This window comes from Aedoeadaptatus nemausensis, from assembly GCF_903819165.1.
Lineage (GTDB): Bacteria > Bacillota > Clostridia > Tissierellales > Peptoniphilaceae > Aedoeadaptatus > Aedoeadaptatus nemausensis.
The window spans coordinates 42,518-61,627 of the sequence record NZ_CAIJCS010000026.1; the positions used below are offsets into that span (position 1 = coordinate 42,518).

A 19,110-nucleotide genomic window follows, 5' to 3' on the forward strand; every position below is an offset into this window, starting at 1 on the left:
TATTAGCCTCCTATAATGCGGCTGATAACGTACCCCTCCCGAATACCCGTCTGAGCGACGGCAATTTTATCCACGTGAAAATATTTTGCGATTCGATAAAGAATCGTTAAGCCGGGCAATAAGGTATGGATACGGTCTGCTTTTACCTTTAGAATAATTTCCATTTTTTCTTTATCATCAATGTCCAGCAAATGTTTCATTAAGGTCTTCAAATCGTCGGTGTTCATCTCGTCGTTGTCCGGATGCTCGTCGAAAAGAGTATTATACATTTTCAACGTCGCTCGGGCGCTCCCGCCTACGGCGCAGAGAATAGGATAGTGGTCCCTCGGAATGTCTTGAGCATTTAATAAAAATTTCAAGCGCTCGTCCACTTCTTTGCGATCGTCATTATCTATAAACAGGCCGTCTACATAGTCCCGAAAGACGGACAGAGAGCCGATGTCCAAAGAGGCGGAGTCCACAACACACCCCTTTTCAAAGAGTACAATTTCCGTGGAGCCGCCGCCGATATCCGTTAAGACGCCGTTCAGGTGGCCTTCGATTGCGCCGGCTGCACCGACAAAGGCCAGACGGGCTTCTTCTTCACCGCTTAAGATCTCGATATCGAGATCGAGGGCTTCTTTCACGCAGCGAAGAACTTCCTCCGAGTTTTTAATATTTCGGATGGAAGCGGTCGCGATAGCATGGGTATAGCGAATGGCGTCCAACTGATCGAGAATATATATAAAATGCCCGAGAGTTTCGATTAGGGCGCGAATACCTTCTTCCGTAAGTCGCCCGTTTTTCCGATAGCCTGCCAAGCCGACGGTTTGCTTTTCATTGAATAGATTTAGTGCCTTGCCGTCTTCTATGCGAAAAACCGACAGGCGTACGGTATTGGAACCGATGTCGATGACGCTGTGCATCGTGCACCTCTTTTCACTCTAACGTTGAAATGTTTTGTCTATGTTAAATTCAGTTTAATCCTTCATTAGGTTCCACAATATAGCGTTCGATAAAGTCTTCGTAATCGGTCTTCACATCAAAGACGGTGCCGTCGTCGCGAATTTCGATGATGCGATTGGCGATGGAGGAAATAAACTGGTGGTCGTGGGCCGTAAAGAGTACATTGCTCTTAAAATCGATAAGCCCGTTGTTTACCGCTTCGATACTTTCCAGATCCAGGTGATTGGTGGGCTGGTCGAAGATAAGCACATTGCTCGGATCGATCATCATCTTGGAAAACATCATGCGCACTCGCTCCCCGCCGGAAAGGACATTCACTTTTTTCAGCACTTCGTCGCCGGAAAAGAGCATACGACCCAAGAGAGAACGCATGACGATCTCCGATTGATCCTCGCTGTAATTTCTCAGCCAATCCACGAGGTTTTCGTCCCGACCGTCGAAGTATTCGCTATTGTCTCTCGGGAAGTAGCGCATGGTAATGGTCTGTCCCCATTTATATTCCCCTTCGTAGTCGTCGCAGTTGCCCGTAATGATTTCGAAGAAGCGGGTAATGGCCACGTCATTGCCGATAAAGGCGATTTTATCGTCTTTGTCGATTCTGAAGGACATATCTTTGAAGAGGACCTTTCCGTCCATAGAAGAGGAGAGATTTTCTACCGTCAAGATTTCGTTCCCCACTTCTCTCGAGAGGGTAAAACCCACGAAGGGATAACGTCTCGAAGAGGGGCGAATCTCCGTAAGGTCGATTTTATCCAGGAGCTTTTTACGGCTGGTGGCCTGTTTGGATTTGGACTTATTGGCGCTGAAGCGCTGAATGAAATCCGTAAGCTCCTTAATCTTTTCTTCTTTTTTCTTGTTTTGTTCTTTAATAAGCTTGGCGGCCAATTGACCGGATTCGTACCAGAAATCGTAGTTCCCGGTAACCATATTGATCTTGCCGAAGTCGATGTCCACCATGTGGGTACACACATTGTTTAAGAAGTGACGGTCGTGGCTGACCACGAGGACGATGCCCGGAAAATCGGCGAGGAAATCCTCGAGCCACATAACCGCCCGCACGTCGAGACCGTTGGTGGGCTCGTCCAGAAGCAAAATGCCCGGTTCGCCGAAGAGGGCCTGTGCCAATAGAACTTTTACCTTTTCCGCTTCGGAAAGCTCATACATGGTCTGCTCGTGCTTTTCCAGTGGAATCCCCAAGCCTTGGAGCAGGCGGGAAGCCTCCGCTTCCGCCTCATAGCCGTTCATCTCCTGGAATTTCGCCTCCAGTTCGCCGGCGCGAATGCCGTCCTCATCCGAAAAATCGGGCTTCAGGTAGATGGCGTCTTTTTCTTCCCGAATGGCATAAAGCTCTTCATTCCCCTGAATCACCGTGTCCAGGACGGAAAAGTCGTCGTAGGCGAAGTGGTCTTGCTTCAACTTCGAGATACGCTCGTTTTTATCTTTCGATACATGGCCGGTGGAGGGCTCCAGCTCTCCCGAGAGAATTTTTAAAAATGTGGATTTCCCCGCTCCGTTGGCGCCGATAATGCCGTAGCAATTGCCCCCTTGAAAGAGAAGATCCACTTCGTCGAACAATTTTTTGTCCGGAAATAATACGCTGACATTTGATACTTGTAACATAGTTCACCTTCTAAAATTATTTTAATCGAATGTATTGTACCATTAATAAGCCCGCTCGACACCGCTTTTAATCGGGATCCGAAAATATGGGACATGAAAATGTTTGCTGATCCTGGTTTTAGGGCATACTGTGCTATAATAGGTTCAAAATATCGTGTATTTTAAGAAAGTGAGCATTATGAAATTTACAGATAGTAACAATTACACACTCTTGGCGGACTTTTATGAGTTCACTATGGGAAATGGTTATTTTGAAAACGGAATGAAGGATGAGATCGTCCACTTCGACATGTTCTTCCGCTCCGCTCCCGACGATGCCAGTTACGTTATTCTTAGCGGACTGGAACAACTCATCGAGTATTTGGAAAATCTCCATTTCGATCCCGAAGATATCGACTTTTTAAGAAGCAAGGGCATTTTCAGCGAAGACTTCTTGGAATATCTCGCTAATTTCGAGTTCGAATGCGATGTGCGCGCCATTCCCGAGGGCACGGTGGTCTTCCCCTCCGAGCCTCTCGTCACCGTTCGCGGACCTGCCATTCAGGCGCAGATGATCGAGACCATGGTGCTGTTGACCATTAATCACCAAACCATGATCACCACCAAGGCCAATCGTATTTGTAAGGCCGCCGCCGGGCGCCCGGTAACGGAATTCGGTTCTCGCAGGGCCCAAGGCTACAGTGGCGCCAATGTAGGCGCACGTGCCGCCTATATCGGCGGTTGCAACGGTAGCGCCAATACCCTCGCCGAGCAGCTTTACGGCGTGCCCGCTCTCGGTACTATGGCCCATAGCTGGGTGCAAATGTTCGACGAAGAAATCGACGCCTTCAGAGCCTATGCAAAGGTCTATCCCGACAGCTGCTTTTTGCTTATCGATACCTACGATGTCCTGCATCAAGGCCTCCCCAACGCCATTCAGGTCTTTAAGGAGCTGAGAGAACAGGGATACGAAGGCCGCGGTATCCGCATCGACTCCGGCGACATTGCCTATCTTTCCAAAGCTTGCCGCAAAATGTTAGACGAAGCGGGCTTCCCCGATGTTACGATTATGGCATCCAACTCTTTGGACGAATATGTCATTGAAGACCTCTTAAAGCAAAACGCCCAGGTGGATTCCTTCGGCGTCGGCGAACGCCTTATTACCTCGAAGAGCCATCCGGTTTTCGGCGGCGTGTATAAGCTGGTAGCCCGCGAAGAAGAGGGCGAGATTGTTCCCACCATTAAAATTTCCGAAAACGTGTCGAAGATCACCACCCCCGGCGTCAAGGATGTCTACCGTTTCTACGATAAAGAGAAGGGCAAGGCACTGGCCGATGTGATCGCCGTCAAGGGAGAAGAAGTTCCCGAAGGTGAATACGAAATCTTCCACCCGCTCTTTACCTGGAAGCGCAAGACATTGAAAAACTACGAAGTGCGCTCCCTTTTGGAAGATATTTATATCGACGGCAAGCTCGTTTACGAAAGTCCCTCTCTGGAAGAAATCAGAGAGAAGGTGCAAAGGGAATTGGGAACGCTCTGGGACGAAACCACGCGACTCAATTCTCCCCAGGAATACATCGTCGATCTTAGTCCCGAACTGTGGACGATTAAAGACGATTTGCTCAAAAAACACAATTCCAATTAAAAGAAACGTCAGGTTTTGGCCTGACGTTTTTTGGTGGATTATTTTTTGTTTTCTTTCAGTTTTTCAAACTTGAAGTACAGAAGAATATTAAAAAATAGGTAAAAGAGCAGGGTTAAATTGGCGCTGTCCTGTAAGGCCGACGAGAGATCGCCGCTGCGAATTCCCTTAACCGTCAAGAGGGATAGGAACCATACCGCAGGTGCCGTCAGCTCGTAATATAGGAATTGTTTTCGTGACATCATCTCCTCCTTATCGCAAGAGCACCAGTTCTTCTCCGCCGTCCAATACCATGCGCCAAGCTACTGTAGAATAACCTCTCGTGGCGTGGGAGAGATTTTCCACCGATCCCTGATCTTCCAAATTGAAGTAGTAGCAGGGATCGATGGCTTCGATAGTGCGTCCCTTTAAACTTTCGTGGGAGAGGAGGCGCAGAAGAGATTGGCTGGCGAGGGGCAGGGGTTTTTCGCCGTCAGTTTCGGCGATCACATTGACCCAGAGTCGATCCATTTTAACTACGGCATCGCCTAGAATGTCGACCTCCGTATAAGTGGATTCCACATGACGATTATTATACATACAGGTATAGGTCAGTCGCCAGCGATTCCCTTCTTGTTCCGCCGTGACCAGTTGCATATCCCGGGTGGAAAATTTCCTCTTTTCGAGGAAAGATTTTGCCACCTGCTCCGCCTCTTTCTGCTCCAGGGAGCGATTGGACGTGTGGTCGGCCGTGTAGATCAGGTGCCGGTTGTCCGTGACCTTCAGCTTGGCGTGATCGCCCTCGATGGTGAGGTACTGATCCCGATCGGTAGTAATCTTTCCCTTCCCCTCAAACATCCGCGCGTTCCAGTTGTCGGCGGTGTCGTGTTCGTATTCCACATCGAGAATCGGAAGATGCTCCCCGTCTTTCGGAATGGAAGCGGCCAATGTAATACCGTTTTTCTCCAAAAGTTTCTTTGTCTCTCTGTGGAAGGCGATGGAGTCTTCTCTCGGCTCAATGCGCTTTTGATCCACGAGAAGGACTCCCGCCAGGAAAATATCGGTTACTAAGAGGGCGATTAAGAGCACGGTCTTCGCCTTTTGCCAGTTCACCGTTCATCACCTCCCAATAGAGCGCCGGTTTCCCCGTCGAAGACGTAGCGACCGCCCTTCATATCGATGACATAGCCGTGTCTGAGGGGGCTTTGAACCTCGCTCGCTTCGTCGATATAGCACATAAAGAAATTATTGAGATTTTTTAAGACCTTGTCATATCCATCTTCTTTTGTGCCGAAAATAGCGGGATTACGCTTCATAATCTCTTCAAAAGGTAAGCCTTCCTGCATAACTTTACTCTCCACCCCCTCGATCTTATTGCGGTAGATGGAGCGCATGTGTTCCACTCGATTGTTATAGATATCCAATACGATAAAATCGTCGGGGCTTCCCTTTAAAGGAAATACCGTCATGCCCTTTTCCGTAAAGTCCATGATCACGCGGTAACCGGTGCGCTTCCCGGACCCGATGGGCTCCATACTCTGCATATAGAGATCGTCGATATTGCCCGTGGTCTTGGCTAAAAATTCGTAGGCTATCTGGAGGGCGCCGGCGGCGTCGGTAACGGTTTGAGCCGTTTCGGAATTATTACGGTAATCCAGCATTCCGTTTTCCGAAAGCCTCACATTGCGCTTGCCGTAGACATAGAGGACGGAATCCTCTTCGTGGATGACGTGAATATCGTCGATAGAGGCATTTAAGAGCCGCTGCACTAAATCCGTGCGATATGGGCCCTTCATATCCTTAATCTCGTTGCGATACACCATGCCCCCTTCAAATGACGTAGGCCCGTCGGGCAAATAAACCGCTCGGGCGATACCGTAGCGTTCCCACAGGGAGGAGTAGGAAGGATAACTCTCCTTTTCCATGGTGCGGATATATTGGTTGATGGCGGAAAGAGGTGTCCATTTTTTCGTGCGATAGACACCGCTGTCTGTTTCAAATAAAATACCTTCCGCTTCGGAGAAGTAGATGCGAAGGAGCACGCCTTTTAAATCCTCTATATTATAGATCTTTTTAAAGAGGTCGGAATAGGTTTCATTTCCCAAATCGAAGACGACAGAGGGTTCGTCGTGTAATTTAAGATATTCCTTATAGTCCATACGGGCCCATTGTTTATCGTCTTTATCGGCCACATTTTGCTTTAAGAGATTGCGGTAAAAAGGCCACAGATTCTTTAATTGGTAAACTTTCGTGTGCTTCCCGCCGCCGAAATTCACCACGGCGGAAAAGGGGAGCAACCGGCCGGTTACGGATTCACTCAGGGTAACTTCCGACGCTTTGATTAATTTTTTACCCGTAGGAGGCGGCGAAATCCAAATTTGGCGCGCCAAAACTACGGTTATGACGAGCAAAACCGCTATGGCTCCGCTTTTTAGCCTTTCTTTCATTGTTCCTCCTGATCCATGGGAAAGCTCAAGAGCACCTCGGTTCCCTTGTTGAGTTCACTTTTAATACGAATACGCCCGCCCATATTTTCCATTACATCCCGTGCAATGGAAAGGCCCAGGCCGCTGCCGCCCCCTTCCCTGCTTCTTCCTTTTTCCGCACGGTAAAACCGCTCGAATATTCGTTCCAGGTCACTTCTGGAAATGCCCACTCCGTTGTCCTTTACTTGGATATGGACGCGGGAGCCGTAGTTTCGGCCGATAACTTCGATCTTTCCGGCGTAGGTCGTATACTTAAAGGCATTGGTCAATATATTGGTAATGACCTGGTAGGCGCCGTGGCGATCGGCGAGAAAGGGACGTATGTCTTCAGGAATATCCAAGTAGACCCGGTGATGCCGTTCCTTAATCATGGGCTGGAGAGATTCCAAAATGCTCGTAATTACTTCGTAGGCGTCCATGGAGACGAGATCCCAATTGGCGCGCTTGGCGTCCATATTGGAAAGCTGCAATAAATCCGTAACCAGATGGGTCATGCGGTCGGTTTCCTTGTTGATGATGGATAAAAAACGCCGCTGAGCATCGCGATCCAGCTGAGCCTTCAGCATGGTCTCCGTATAGGATTTAATCGTGGTAATGGGAGTCTTTAATTCGTGGCCCACATTGGCGACGAAGTCCTTCCTGAGAATATCCAGATTGTGCTCTTCCGTAATATCCTGCAGCACGGCGATAATGCCCTGGGGATTTTTGCTGTCCCCCTTATAAGGTGCGTAGCGAATATTATAGAATTTGTCTTTAATTTCGATCTGGCTGAGTCCGGTCAGGGAGCCGAGCTCGTAGTAGTTGATCTTCTCAATATTGAGCCGCTTTAAATCGAAGGGCTTGCCTACCGCATCTTCCGGCACATTTAAGATCTCCCGCGCTACGGGGTTGATGTGAAGTAAGATACTTCCGGAATCCACGGCGATAACGCCCTCCGACATATAGTGGAACATGGTGTCCAATTTGGAGCGCTCCGAGTCCATTCGGGAAATAGTCTCTTCCAATTCGGTGGTCAGATAGTTAAACATGCTTCCGAGCCGACCGATTTCGTCATTGCTCTTTACATCGACCTTTTGGTTAAAATTCCCTTCCGCCATTTCCCTGGCCTGCCGCGTAACGTCCCGAATGGGAAGGGTTATGGAGCGGGCGAGGAAATAAGCGAGGACCGTGGTAACAGCGAGGGCTACGACGGTCGCATAGGTCATAATGACCCGAGCGTCGCCGACTACATCGTAAATCGAGGACAGATTGGCGACCATGTAAAATAAGCCCATTACGCTCCCGTCTTTTGCGTAGACGGGCATGGTGTAATGGGCGTAGCGTACGCCGCTTTGATTGTCTTCTCTCAAAACCGAAGCCCCTTCCCCGCGGAAGGCATCTAAAATAAGCTTAGGGGAGAGATTACTGTCCCCTAAGGCATTGGTGCCGGACACGAGATTGGCGGAATTGGTGGTGGTGGCGAGAATCTTCGGCACATTGCCGGGGCCGATGGCGTAAATAGTCTCGTCGCTTCCGATCCTCCAGGCGTCCAGGGTGTTTTGGATCCTGTCCGCCGCCGCTTCCCATTTCATTTCCGTAAGATAGGGCGAGGAGTTGGTAATCGAGGAGAGAGTCTGCTCCATATCCGTCTGCACTTTTTCCAACTGGGCATCTTCCAGCCGGTTGACGATAAATGCGCCGATAATGGCCATGACGACGGTGACGAGCATGACGTAGATAAAAATGAATCGCCACTTTATACTGGCGTAATGCTTATCCTCCAAAGTAGTAGCCTACCCCTCTCTTGGTCAAGATATAGCGGAAGTCGCCGCCGTCTTCGATTTTTTCTCTGAGACGGCGCACGGTAACGTCTACGGTGCGAATATCGCCGTAGTATTCGTAGCCCCATACTTCCTCTAAGAGTTGTTCTCTGCTGAACACGGTGCCCGGCGATTGGGCCAGGTATTTAAGTAATTCAAATTCGCGGAGGGTAAGATCCACCACCTTACCCCTCTTGGTCACTTCGTATTTCACGGGATCGATAAAGAGATCCGATTCTTCAATGACTTCTCCCGGGAGATAGCCTTCGTTTTCATAATCCAAACGTCTGAAGTTGGCCTTGACACGGGCGACGAGCTCGCCCATGCTGAAGGGCTTTACAACATAATCGTCCGCGCCGTATTCCAGACCGCGAATGCGATCTCCTTCGGCGTCTTTTGCCGTAAGCATAATCACGGGCACGCGACTTTTCTTCCGAATTTCACGGAGGGTTTCAAAGCCGTCCATTCGAGGCATCATAACATCTAATAACACGAGATCGGGCTGAAAGCTGTCGAACACTTCGAGACATTCCACGCCGTCCCCGGCGGTCTTTGTCTCGTAGCCTTCGCCGGAAAGATTATAGGCGATGATTTCGGCGATGGCCGCTTCATCTTCCGTAATTAAAATTTTCATAAGTTCCTCCTTTGTCGATTATATCACACGATATTCGATATAATCAGGTAGAAGCCTCAGTCTTGCAGACCTCTGGAAAGTTCGAAGAGACGAGCGTATAATAAAGCGATCTCCCCATGAAATTCCGGCGCCCGTTTTTCGATTTTATCTAAAATAAATTGTTCCCGCTTTCCGTCCTTTACCTCCCGCTTCTCTTTCTTTTTCACCTCGCCCATGGCGCGGGAAAGTTCGAAGCGTTTTTCCAAAAGGCGGATCAGATCGTCGTCGATTTCGTCGATTTCCACCCGCAATTTTTCAATCGAATCCTTACAGGAGGCAGTATGATTCACATTATTTATCACGGTTATTTCTCCTTTACCATTCATAAAGTCGTCGCCGATTTTACGAAAAAATGCGACGGAATACTGGCCAAGGCCCACACAGATTACGCCCTTGTTCAAGAAGGCGGAAAACTACGCGCCGTGGATTTAAAAGGCGATCCCACCCCGAGCAAAATCATCTTTTACGATAAAGATATTCGCCTGGCTCGTGCCCTGGCCGAAGAATTTCCCGTCTATAATTCTCCCAAATCCATCGAAACTGCAGACGACAAACTCCTTACATGGGAGGCCTTGGAAGGTCGCGTGCCCATGATCGACACCCTCCCCGGTCCCTTTCACTACAAGAGCTCGACGCCGAAAGAGGATTTCCTCCGCTACGCAGAGGAGCGCTTCGGCTATCCCATGGTGGCGAAGGCGGCGAAAGGTTCCTTCGGAGAGCAGGTGTTTCTCGCCGAGAACAGGGAGGAGCTCGTGGCCCTCGTCGAAAACTTCGGCTCCGCCGATTACCTCCTTCAGCGCTATATTGAAGAAGCTCGAGGCGTTGACAAGCGGGTCATCGTCGTGGGCGATGAGGTGGTCGGTGCCATCGAGCGGCGCAATCCCACGGATTTTCGCGCCAATATCGATTTGGGCGGCTCGGCGCGCCCCGCTTCCTTGACGGAGGAAGAGGCTGCCATCGCCCTCGAAGCACATCGTCTGCTCGGCCTTACCTTTTCCGGCATCGATCTTATAAGATCCAATGAAGGTCCTTTACTCGTAGAGGTCAACAGCAATATGAGTTATTTGGGATTTCAGGAAGCCACGGGGATCGACATTACGGAAAAAATTCTCCGTGCTATCGAGTAATTTCCAAGGCAGCCGTACACCTCAAGCTTACCACGTTTCCACATAAGGGTAAAACCCGGATATTTCATGTATTTTAATTTTTTTAAAATATCTCTTGACTCCACCCGATACTTCACATATAATTCCATTCATAACGTTGAAGAGGAGAGTACAAAAGGGAAGTGCTTACAGAGAGATTTCATTTGGTGAGAGAAATCGGCACGGAAGTTTTGGAACATGGCCTTGGAGTGTTCGCACCGAAACCTCGGTTTAGGCTGCGACAGGTACGCCTGTTATAGCGTCACGGGTATGATAGTACTCTGTAAGGTTATTTTAGCGATAAAATAATGAAAAAAGGTGGTAACACGAGCATTTTGCCTTCGTCCTTTTGTGGACGGAGGCTTTTTTTATTTTCGCGAATAACCGAGGACAAAAGGAGAATGAAATGAAACAGAAAAATCGAGACACTTTTTACATCGGCTTGGCGCTCTTTGCCTCATATTTCGGGGCGGGCAATTTAATTTTCCCCGGCGCCCTGGGCCTCGTATCGGGAAATCAATGGAGCTTAGGCGCCGTAGGACTTATGGTTTCGGCGGTCTTAATGCCCATCGTCGCCCTGTACGTTATTTCGAGAGCGGGTTCGGTGGAGGCCCTTACAGAAAACATCCACCCGGAATTTTCTAAATACTTATTGCTCTTAATTATGCTCTTTGCCGGCCACATTTCCGTGCCGAGAACCGGCGCCGTGGCCTACGAGCTCGGCGTTCATGCGTTGTTCCCGAAGGTACCTATGACGGCGTTCGCCCTCTTTTATTTCGGTATCGCCCTTTACTTCGCTCTGGATTTAAGCGCCATGATCGACAAAGTAGCCCGCTATTTGACGCCGGCCCTCGTGGCGATCTTATTTATTATCGTGATCAAAGGCGTGCTCTTTCCCATAAACGCCGTCCCCGCCGCTCCTCAAGCGGACAATGTGCTTTTAAATTCTTTTTTGGGCGGCTACCAAACGGGAGATTTACTCGTCAGCTTTTTAATCGGCACGGTCTTTATAGGCGACATCGTGCGAAGAGGCTATGCAAGCGATAAGGAGCGAAACGGCATGGTCGCCAAGGCCGGCGTCATTACTTTCGGCCTGTTCTTTGTAATCTACGTCGGTCTCCTATATTTCGGCGCAAAATTAAGCGGACAGTATCCGCCGGACATCGATCACGCCGCCCTACTGCTCAATATCGTCCGCGCCATTTTAGGTGAAAAAGGACTGGCCTTATTGAGCATCGCCGTCGTTCTTGCCTGCTTGACGACGGCTATCGGCCAAATTACATCCATCGCCAATTTCTTCCACGAATTTACGAAAGGGAAACTTTCCCACAAACAGGCCGCTATACTATTTTCTTGTATCGGCGCGGGCATTACCTTACTGGGTGTAGAAAAAATCGTCTTCTTGGCGACGCCCATTTACCTCATGGTCTACCCGAGCGTGATCATGCTCATGATCCTGGGCGTTTTCTACAAACCCCTTGAAAATCACGCCCTCGCCTTCCGCGTCGCCATGGTCTTTACCTTGGTGGTCAGTTTACTGGAAGCCATCACCGCCTTTACGGGCCTTCCCCTATTAGAAGCCGCCGTGGACTCCATTCCCCTTTCGGGAGCGGGCTTCGCGTGGCTCTTACCGGCCGTTACAGGCTTCGTACTCGGATTAATCTATGAACTTGCGAAGGGTACGGCAAAAAACGCCGCCCCTTCCACTATCGAAAATGAACTTTAAGGAGGATATTATGACAAAACAAGGACTGGGAACATTATGTGTACAAGCGGGATACGATCCCCAAAACGGCGAACCTCGCGTCGTACCCATCGTACAGTCGACAACATTTAAATACGACTCTTCTCAACAAATGGGCGATCTCTTCGACTTGAAGGAATCGGGCTATTTCTACTCCCGGCTCGCCAACCCCACCAACGATGCCGTGGCGGCAAAGATCACGGCCTTGGAAGGGGGCGTCGCCGGCATCCTCACCTCCTCAGGTCAGGCGGCCAATTTCTACGCTCTCATTAATATTTTAAAAGCCGGCGACCACATCGTAGCATCATCCGCCATTTACGGCGGCAGCTATAATCTGATCGCCCACACCATGAAGGATATGGGCATCGAATCCACCTTCGTGGATCCGGCGGCCACGCGAGAAGAATTGGACCTGGCCTTCCGCCCGAATACCAAAGCGGTTTACGGAGAGAGCCTGGCCAATCCGGCACTTAAAATTTTAGATATCGAAACCTTCGCCGAAGCGGCTCACGCTCACGGCGTGCCCCTTATCGTGGACAATACCTTCCCCACGCCCATCTTCCTCCGTCCCTTCGAACACGGAGCCGACATCGTCACCCATTCCACGACGAAATATATGAACGGATTCGCCAATTCCGTCGGCGGCGCCGTCATCGATTCCGGAAACTTCGACTGGACGAAACACGGGGAAAAATACCCTCAATTGACAGAGCCGGACGAAACCTATCACGGGATTACCTTTACGGAAACCTTCGGAAAGGCGGCCTATATTACGAAAATGACCACCACCATTATGCGTGATCTCGGGAGCATCCCTTCGCCGCAAAATTCCTTCTATTTAGGCTTAGGTCTGGAGACCCTTCACCTGAGAATGCCTCGCCATTTCGAAAATGCCCATGCCGTGGCCAAATATCTAAAGGACCACGATAAAATCGCCTGGGTTAATTTCTCCGCATTGGAAGACGACAGTCAACACGAACTGGCGAAAAAATACCTTCCCGACGGTTCCTGCGGCGTCATCTCCTTCGGCATCGAAGGCGGGCGCGAAGCCGCCACGAAATTTATGGACAGCTTAAAGCTGGCCTCCGTCGTCACTCACGTGGCCGACGCCCGCACCTGTGTCCTCCACCCGGCGAGCACGACCCATCGCCAAATGAACGACGAGGAGCTCCTGGCCGCCGGCGTCAGCGCCGATCTCATTCGCATGAGCGTAGGCATCGAAGATAAAGAAGATATTATCGCCGATATCAAGCAAGCTCTGGAAAATCTATAAAAAAGATCGCCCATGGGGGCGATTTTTTTGAACCTACTATTTATTTTTCCTATACTCCATTATTAACTATCAATTAATTTTATAGAACAAAAACATTTCCATTTTTTGCCCTGTGTTATAATGATTTTATGGAGGGATACTATGCATTTAGACGTTTGTGGAGGTTGCAATGCCAAAATCGGCGCAGGCGACCTTTCCACTATTTTGAGAAATTTGCCCATTTATAAACGCGAGGATATTCTCGCAGGTTTCGAAGGCAATGAAGACGGCGCCATCATCCAAATCACCGATGACATCGCCATCGTCACATCTTTAGACTTCTTCCCGCCCATGGTGGAAGATGCCTATGCCTTCGGCAAGATCGCAGCGGCCAACGCCCTGTCGGATATTTACGCCATGGGCGCCGAGCCCGTAAGCGCCATGAACATCGTCGCCTTCCCCGAAGAAGAGGACATGGCCATTTTAGATGAGATTCTAAAAGGCGGAGCCGATGTATGCAAAGAGGCTATGACCACCCTAACCGGCGGCCACTCCATTCACGATCCCAAGATCAAATATGGCTTAAGCGTTATCGGAAAACTTAATCTAAAAGATATTAAGCGCAACAATACGCCGAGGGTCGGCGACGCTCTCTACCTTACCAAACCTCTCGGTGTCTCCCTTTTAATGAGCGGCTACACTGTAGACGAAGTAAGCGAAGAGGATTACCAAGCGGCGGTAGAATCTATGTGCCGCCTGAACAAACATCCTTACGATGTTTTGAAAAACTACGATGTCCACGCCCTGACCGACGTTACAGGTTTCGGGCTTCTCGGCCACTTGTGCGAAATGACAGAGGGCGCCAGCGCCGTTATTTACGCGGACAAACTTAATATTCTAAGCGGCGCCAAGGAAGCGGCTGAAAACTTCCTGTTTACCGCCGGCGGTCAACGGAACCGCAATGCCTATGGCGACAAGATTACCTTCGAAATCGACGATTTCGCTCTGGAAGAAGTGCTCTACGATCCCCAAACATCCGGCGGACTCTTGATCAGCGTGGATCCGGAAGACGGCAAGAAAATGTTCGATGAAATGAAAGCGAAGGGTATCGACGTGGCCTATATCGGCGAAATGATCGAACCTTCCGAAAAATCCATTTATGTGAGGTAATAAAATGAAAATTATCGACGCTATGGGGCTCGCCTGTCCCCGCCCCGTTATTTTAACGAAAAAAGCTATTCGCGAAGAAAATTTAGAAGAAGTAACCGTCAAAGTCGACAATAAAATCGCTACGGAAAATCTTTCCAAAATGGCGAAACAATTAGGCTTCACCGCCGACATTAAGACCAATTCCAATACGGATTACGAGGTTCATCTCGTGAAAACCGGCGAAGGCGAAACCGCCGCCGTGGCGGAAGAAGGTCTTTGCGGCGAATATGTAGTTGCCATTTCCAGCGATAAAATGGGCACGGGCGACGAAACCTTCTCTAAAAACCTATTAGAAGGATTTGTCTACGCCCTCACGGAACAAGATATTACGCCGACCTACGTTATCTTCTACAACACCGGCGTGCTCCTTCCGTCACTCAACGAAAAAGTTATCGGCGATTTAAAAACACTTGAAGAAAAGGGCACTCAAGTCCTTTCCTGCGGTCTCTGCCTCAATCAATACGATGTGAAGGATAAATTGCAAATCGGCGAAATCACCAATATGTATCGTATTGCGGAGCTTATGATTCAATACAAAGTCGTCAAGCCCTGCTAAAATATTGTTACACGCAAAAGAAACTGTGGCATACTCGTCACAGTTTCTTTTTTTGCGCAACAAAAAAGCAGGTCGTCGAGGACCTGCTTTTAATTGTTTTATGCATGTGCTTTGGACTTACGAATATAGGTGATAGCCGTGTAGATAACGACGATGGTGATGATAATCGTAAGAACGTCCATGGGAAGGCCTGTAACGAATTTAGCAGCGATGAATACACCGATGATACCGCCAATAGTAATGGCGATACTGGATTTACGAGCGTAAACACCTGCTTTAATAAATTCAGCACTGGCTACGGGCATTAAGCCTGCGCAGGAAGCCATCATGATCGGGAACGCAACCAAGGGGTTTAAGCCGAGCATGTAGACGAGTGCCATACAGGGAGCGTAAAGACCTACACCGATGGTCATTAAAGCGCCGAGGAAGAAGTTGATAACAACAGCGATGACAAGCTTGATGCCTTCCAAGCCGATAGCTTCGTTACCGGTTCCGAGAGCGTCTAATACGCCGAATTGTCTTAAGAGCATAAGTGCTGCCGTTACGAGAAGTGCGATACCCATGTAGAGTTGTACTTTCTTTTCGGGAAGCTTTGATACGGTTCTGGAACCTACGAAGGAGCCGACAATAGCAGCCGCTACCATGGAAAATAGAGTTACCGGATCAACCTCAACGGATTGAATGAAAATGAAAGCTTCCGTCATAACGGGGATCGTACAGGATACGTTTAAGGTACCGGGAAGTAAACGGTCGTGGTCTAATTGCTTGAAGAAGTCGAGTAAAGCGGTAAGAGGTGCGAAACTTCCGATACCTAGTGTATCGAAGAAGTTTACGAACGCGCCGATAAATCCGGATTTAACCCAGCTTGCTTGCTCGTGTGCCATAACTTCTTTGTTAGCGGCAACGTCTTTAACGAAGAAGAATAGGAAGTAAAGGGTGAGAACACCCAATACTCCTAATAGTAGATTAACAATCATGTGCTACTCCTATCTAATATGATCTTATCCGAGAACGAAACCGTGTTTCAAGGGGTCGGTTTCATCGATTACAAAGTGGTTGAAGCCTGTGATCCAAGCGGAACCGGAAACTTGAGGAATAACGGCATCTAAGTCGCCAACCTTAGTTTCTTCGAGGAGTTTACCATAGAATAAGGTACCGAGAATGGATTCGTAAACGAATTCTTCGCCAATTTTAAGCTCGCCTTTTTTGTAAAGGGTTGCCATCTTAGCACTGGTACCGGTTCCACAGGGAGATCTGTCGACTTGGCCTTGACCGAAGACGACACAGTTTCTAAGGGTTGCGCCCGGTGTATCGGTTTCGGACCACCATTCGATAAGGTCGACGGTATTAATATGGGGAAGTTCGGGGTGTTGAACTTTGATTTCTTTGTTGATGATGTCGCGAAGTTGCATACCAAGTTTATTAAGAACTTGTGCGTTTTCCGGTTCGATGGTGACATCGATTTGATCAACTTTTACAATTGCAAAGAAGCTGCCGCCGAAGGCGATGTCGAATTTGATCTTGCCGTATCCGGGAAGTTCAACTTCTTGATCTTCTTTGTAAAGGAATGCGGGAACGTTGGTGAAGGTAACTTTCTTAGCATGACCGTCTTCAACTTCTACTTCGCCGCGAACGATACCTGCGGGAGCTTCTTGAACAACTTTGGTAACGGGTTCTTCACAGGGAACAATGCCGGTTTCAACAGCAACGGACATTGCACCGATGGTACCGTGACCACACATGTTAAGGTATCCGCCGCCATCCATGAAGATGATACCGAAGTCGGCTTCATCATTCGTCGGTTGGGTAAGGATAGAACCGAACATGTCGTTGTGTCCGCGGGGTTCTAACATAATGGCGGTACGCAAGTAGTCCAGATTATCTTCGAGGTATTGTTTCTTTTCGGGCATACTTTTTCCCGGGATGTTGGGGATGCCGCCAATGACGACACGTGTAGCTTCGCCGGCGGTATGAGAGTCTACGGCATGAATGCTTCTAGAAAATTTCATTATGATCCTCCTTACAACTATAAAAACATTTTCCCATTTCAGAACATAAAACCCATTTACCATTTATGTAAAATGGCGGGAACATGTGGGAATCGAACCCACCCAAGAAGCTTCGAACTTCTCACAACGGTTTTGAAGACCGCGAGGCACACCAGACACCTATCTGCTCCCAGGTAATATGAAAAGAAATATAAATAAGGATAAAGAACCGAGGTCTCCCTCAATAGGTATCATACCATAATCCTGATAATAAATCGACGAAGAACTCGGCATCCTTATTAATTATTTTTTTGTTTATACAAGTGCGCGAATGGCACCGTCTCGATATTCATTTGGCGTTAAATAAACGGGCATATTGTACATGTCGATAATGGAGAGTCCATCAAAGCCCGAGGGCTCCGAGGGGAAGATCATATTATCGTACATGGCACCTTGGCCGGCGATTTGTTTCAATAGCACGACCTTCATGCCGCCTTTTCTCTCGATATCGTAATAATCGTGAGATTCGGTAGCCTTTGCACCGTTTAACTCTTTCATCATCTTTCGAATAGGTTGAATATAATCTTCGGCAACTTGGAATGCCGCATTGGCAAGTTCACGGCTGAAGGGCTGACCGCCTTTGACGAGAACGTCGATGTGGATGATCACATCTTCTTCGCCCGGGGTACCCCGCCTGCCGAGATAGAGTTGTTCCTGTAAGTTACCTTCCGATGAACCAAATTCACCGATCTGACGGCCGTCTTCATCGACACCTGTCAGTACAATATAGCAGCCGGTAAGGGTGTGTGTTACACCCTCACCTAATCTGCCAAGTACTTTTGTTGAGATAGGGATAACGTCCATGATGCTGTTCACTTCCCGATCGTGGTCGTGAGGCTGTAGGATTTCGACCGTCGATTTCACGACGAGCTCGCTATTATTTTCGGCATGGTCTACTACTGTAAGTTTGCCGTCTGTCATAGCGGGTTTATTGCCGAATTCAACCTCATCAGCGTGGAAAGCGCGAATCACTAAGCGACGTTTTTGAATGTCTTCCATTCTATCCCTCCAACAGTTCTATTATACGTGAGCGATATATTCGAAGGGCAGGGGTACAATTTTGCCTGCGCTCGGAATTTCAACTAATTGCTCTAAGGTTGCCTTCAAAATGCCATGTTGCATTTCGACGTTGTGGGGTTCACCTGCGTTAGCGCCCATCGGTACACGAGGAGCAACGGCACGCGGGGATCCGTTTTGACGGACAACCGGAGGTAGTGCAGCGATCAAGATGGTAGGAATACCCGATTCCTCTATCGCACGTTGAACAATTGTCGCGGTGCGGTGACAGGTACCTCAGCCACCGGTGAGGATAACTGCGTCTACATCCTCATCTTTAAGTTTTTGAGCAATTGCAGGGCCGGTTTTGTGGGTGAAAGCGTCTTGGTCGCCACCGCCGCCCATGAATCCGTAGTGGAACGGTGCTACTTCTTTGATAAATCCTTCTTCTGCAAGTTCTCTCAATCTGTCGAGCGGGAACATACAGTTGATGTCTTTATTAACGTCAGAGTTGTCGTAACCACCGTGGGATACCATTAAGTCTTCATCTTTGGTGTCTCCGGGGATTTCACGGAAAGTCGTGTCACCTGCCAGGTTAAAACGCTCTTGACTAACTAAGTGAACGCCTGCAGCTGTTGCGAATGCAACGCGCATATCTTTCAATTCCTTGGTTACCGGGGTCCATACGGGGTCCGGGGTAATGGGAACGAAGATCTCAGACTGCAAGCCTTTTACGGTTGTAAGCTTCATTCTGTTTCCTCCTTAAGCGAAACTAATCAAGAAGACCTCTTTCTCTTCTAAGCTCGATATTTCGTTTATACCCTTCATTGACTTCGTCGTTGATGACTTCGGGAATAGTCATTAGCATACCAACTTCCATTCCCTCTTCAAGGGGATACTCGGAAATGATATTGCGCATAGGAACTTTCAACTGTCCCATTCTGCCTTTAAAGTCGATGGTTACCGAAACATCGGTTAGATTGACGATAATGCCTTCGACATATCGTTCCGTTGAAATATATTTGAGCCTATCCATG

General features: G+C 48.7%; 19 protein-coding genes, 1 tRNA gene and 1 other annotated feature. Of the genes, 6 read left to right on the forward strand and 14 right to left on the reverse strand.

All coding sequences use genetic code 11. The features are described from left to right. Positions 1 to 2: 2 nt before the first annotated feature. Complete coding sequence (locus PEPTYR26121_RS07450) at positions 3 to 905, reverse strand: Ppx/GppA phosphatase family protein (protein ID WP_180500680.1); 903 nt, start codon at positions 903 to 905, stop codon at positions 3 to 5. Positions 906 to 954: 49 nt separating this feature from the next. Continuing rightward, complete coding sequence (locus PEPTYR26121_RS07455) at positions 955 to 2,565, reverse strand: ABC-F family ATP-binding cassette domain-containing protein (RefSeq protein ID WP_180500687.1); 1,611 nt, start codon at positions 2,563 to 2,565, stop codon at positions 955 to 957. 178 nt (positions 2,566 to 2,743) lie between these two features. On the opposite strand from PEPTYR26121_RS07455, the gene PEPTYR26121_RS07460 reads away from it, so the two are divergent. Further along, a complete protein-coding gene (locus PEPTYR26121_RS07460) occupies positions 2,744 to 4,189 on the forward strand; it encodes a nicotinate phosphoribosyltransferase (RefSeq protein ID WP_180500689.1) in 1,446 nt (481 codons plus the stop codon). Between the two features lie 38 nt (positions 4,190 to 4,227). Here PEPTYR26121_RS07460 and PEPTYR26121_RS07465 read toward each other — a convergent pair whose 3' ends face one another. Genes PEPTYR26121_RS07465 through PEPTYR26121_RS07490 form a run of 6 tightly spaced genes read right to left on the reverse strand, consistent with a single transcriptional unit; the run spans position 4,228 to position 9,425 of the window. Continuing rightward, the gene (locus tag PEPTYR26121_RS07465; protein ID WP_180500691.1) at positions 4,228 to 4,428 is read right to left on the reverse strand and encodes a hypothetical protein; all 201 of its coding nucleotides are present in this window, start codon (positions 4,426 to 4,428) and stop codon (positions 4,228 to 4,230) included. A 10-nt stretch (positions 4,429 to 4,438) separates the two neighbouring features. Then, positions 4,439 to 5,278, reverse strand: coding sequence for a two-component system regulatory protein YycI (locus PEPTYR26121_RS07470; RefSeq protein WP_180500693.1), 840 nt, complete (start codon positions 5,276 to 5,278; stop codon positions 4,439 to 4,441). Beyond that, positions 5,275 to 6,612 (reverse strand): hypothetical protein, encoded by a 1,338-nt coding sequence (locus tag PEPTYR26121_RS07475; RefSeq protein WP_180500695.1) that lies wholly within the window; start codon positions 6,610 to 6,612, stop codon positions 5,275 to 5,277. Before PEPTYR26121_RS07475 ends, PEPTYR26121_RS07470 begins: the two co-directional genes overlap by 4 nt. Next, on the reverse strand, positions 6,609 to 8,414 hold the full coding sequence (locus tag PEPTYR26121_RS07480) for an ATP-binding protein (RefSeq protein ID WP_246285922.1): 1,806 nt from the start codon (positions 8,412 to 8,414) through the stop codon (positions 6,609 to 6,611). Before PEPTYR26121_RS07480 ends, PEPTYR26121_RS07475 begins: the two co-directional genes overlap by 4 nt. Next, positions 8,404 to 9,084 carry a response regulator transcription factor gene (locus PEPTYR26121_RS07485; protein WP_180500697.1) on the reverse strand — a complete coding sequence of 227 codons (681 nt, stop codon included), beginning with the start codon at positions 9,082 to 9,084 and terminating at the stop codon, positions 8,404 to 8,406. Before PEPTYR26121_RS07485 ends, PEPTYR26121_RS07480 begins: the two co-directional genes overlap by 11 nt. Before the next feature lie 56 nt (positions 9,085 to 9,140). Then, positions 9,141 to 9,425, reverse strand: coding sequence for a chorismate mutase (locus tag PEPTYR26121_RS07490; protein ID WP_180500699.1), 285 nt, complete (start codon positions 9,423 to 9,425; stop codon positions 9,141 to 9,143). Here PEPTYR26121_RS07490 and PEPTYR26121_RS07495 point away from each other — a divergent pair. The 5 genes from PEPTYR26121_RS07495 to yedF all read left to right on the forward strand — a co-directional run bounded on the left by PEPTYR26121_RS07495 (position 9,405) and on the right by yedF (position 15,029). Then, positions 9,405 to 10,250, forward strand: a complete 846-nt coding sequence (locus PEPTYR26121_RS07495) for a RimK family alpha-L-glutamate ligase (RefSeq protein WP_180500701.1) — start codon at positions 9,405 to 9,407, stop codon at positions 10,248 to 10,250. The genes PEPTYR26121_RS07490 and PEPTYR26121_RS07495 overlap by 21 nt on opposite strands. A gap of 127 nt (positions 10,251 to 10,377) precedes the next feature. Further along, positions 10,378 to 10,620: a binding site (T-box leader), on the forward strand. Between the two features lie 54 nt (positions 10,621 to 10,674). Then, positions 10,675 to 11,994: a branched-chain amino acid transport system II carrier protein gene (brnQ, locus tag PEPTYR26121_RS07500; RefSeq protein ID WP_180500703.1), complete on the forward strand. Its 1,320-nt coding sequence runs from the start codon at positions 10,675 to 10,677 to the stop codon at positions 11,992 to 11,994. A 10-nt stretch (positions 11,995 to 12,004) separates the two neighbouring features. Further along, entirely contained in the window at positions 12,005 to 13,285 is a 1,281-nt protein-coding gene (locus PEPTYR26121_RS07505) for an O-acetylhomoserine aminocarboxypropyltransferase/cysteine synthase family protein (RefSeq protein ID WP_180500705.1), read from the forward strand. Between the two features lie 141 nt (positions 13,286 to 13,426). Further along, positions 13,427 to 14,434 carry a selenide, water dikinase SelD gene (selD, locus tag PEPTYR26121_RS07510; RefSeq protein ID WP_180500707.1) on the forward strand — a complete coding sequence of 336 codons (1,008 nt, stop codon included), beginning with the start codon at positions 13,427 to 13,429 and terminating at the stop codon, positions 14,432 to 14,434. 4 nt (positions 14,435 to 14,438) lie between these two features. Beyond that, positions 14,439 to 15,029 carry a sulfurtransferase-like selenium metabolism protein YedF gene (gene yedF, locus PEPTYR26121_RS07515; RefSeq protein WP_180500709.1) on the forward strand — a complete coding sequence of 197 codons (591 nt, stop codon included), beginning with the start codon at positions 14,439 to 14,441 and terminating at the stop codon, positions 15,027 to 15,029. Between the two features lie 98 nt (positions 15,030 to 15,127). Here the strand turns inward: yedF and PEPTYR26121_RS07520 are convergent, their stop codons facing one another. From PEPTYR26121_RS07520 to PEPTYR26121_RS07545, 6 genes are all read right to left on the reverse strand, one after another. Beyond that, positions 15,128 to 16,006 carry a sulfite exporter TauE/SafE family protein gene (locus tag PEPTYR26121_RS07520; protein WP_218956341.1) on the reverse strand — a complete coding sequence of 293 codons (879 nt, stop codon included), beginning with the start codon at positions 16,004 to 16,006 and terminating at the stop codon, positions 15,128 to 15,130. 24 nt (positions 16,007 to 16,030) lie between these two features. Next, positions 16,031 to 17,038: a proline racemase gene (locus PEPTYR26121_RS07525; RefSeq protein WP_180500711.1), complete on the reverse strand. Its 1,008-nt coding sequence runs from the start codon at positions 17,036 to 17,038 to the stop codon at positions 16,031 to 16,033. 73 nt (positions 17,039 to 17,111) lie between these two features. Next, positions 17,112 to 17,209 (reverse strand) — tRNA-Sec (locus tag PEPTYR26121_RS07530). 123 nt (positions 17,210 to 17,332) lie between these two features. Further along, the gene (gene prdD / locus PEPTYR26121_RS07535) at positions 17,333 to 18,076 is read right to left on the reverse strand and encodes a proline reductase cluster protein PrdD (RefSeq protein ID WP_180500712.1); all 744 of its coding nucleotides are present in this window, start codon (positions 18,074 to 18,076) and stop codon (positions 17,333 to 17,335) included. 294 nt (positions 18,077 to 18,370) lie between these two features. Beyond that, positions 18,371 to 18,823: a glycine/sarcosine/betaine reductase selenoprotein B family protein gene (locus PEPTYR26121_RS09300; protein WP_218956342.1), complete on the reverse strand. Its 453-nt coding sequence runs from the start codon at positions 18,821 to 18,823 to the stop codon at positions 18,371 to 18,373. A 22-nt stretch (positions 18,824 to 18,845) separates the two neighbouring features. Further along, positions 18,846 to 19,109, reverse strand: coding sequence for a CBO2463/CBO2479 domain-containing protein (locus PEPTYR26121_RS07545; protein WP_180500715.1), 264 nt, complete (start codon positions 19,107 to 19,109; stop codon positions 18,846 to 18,848). Between the last annotated feature and the right edge of the window lies 1 nt (position 19,110).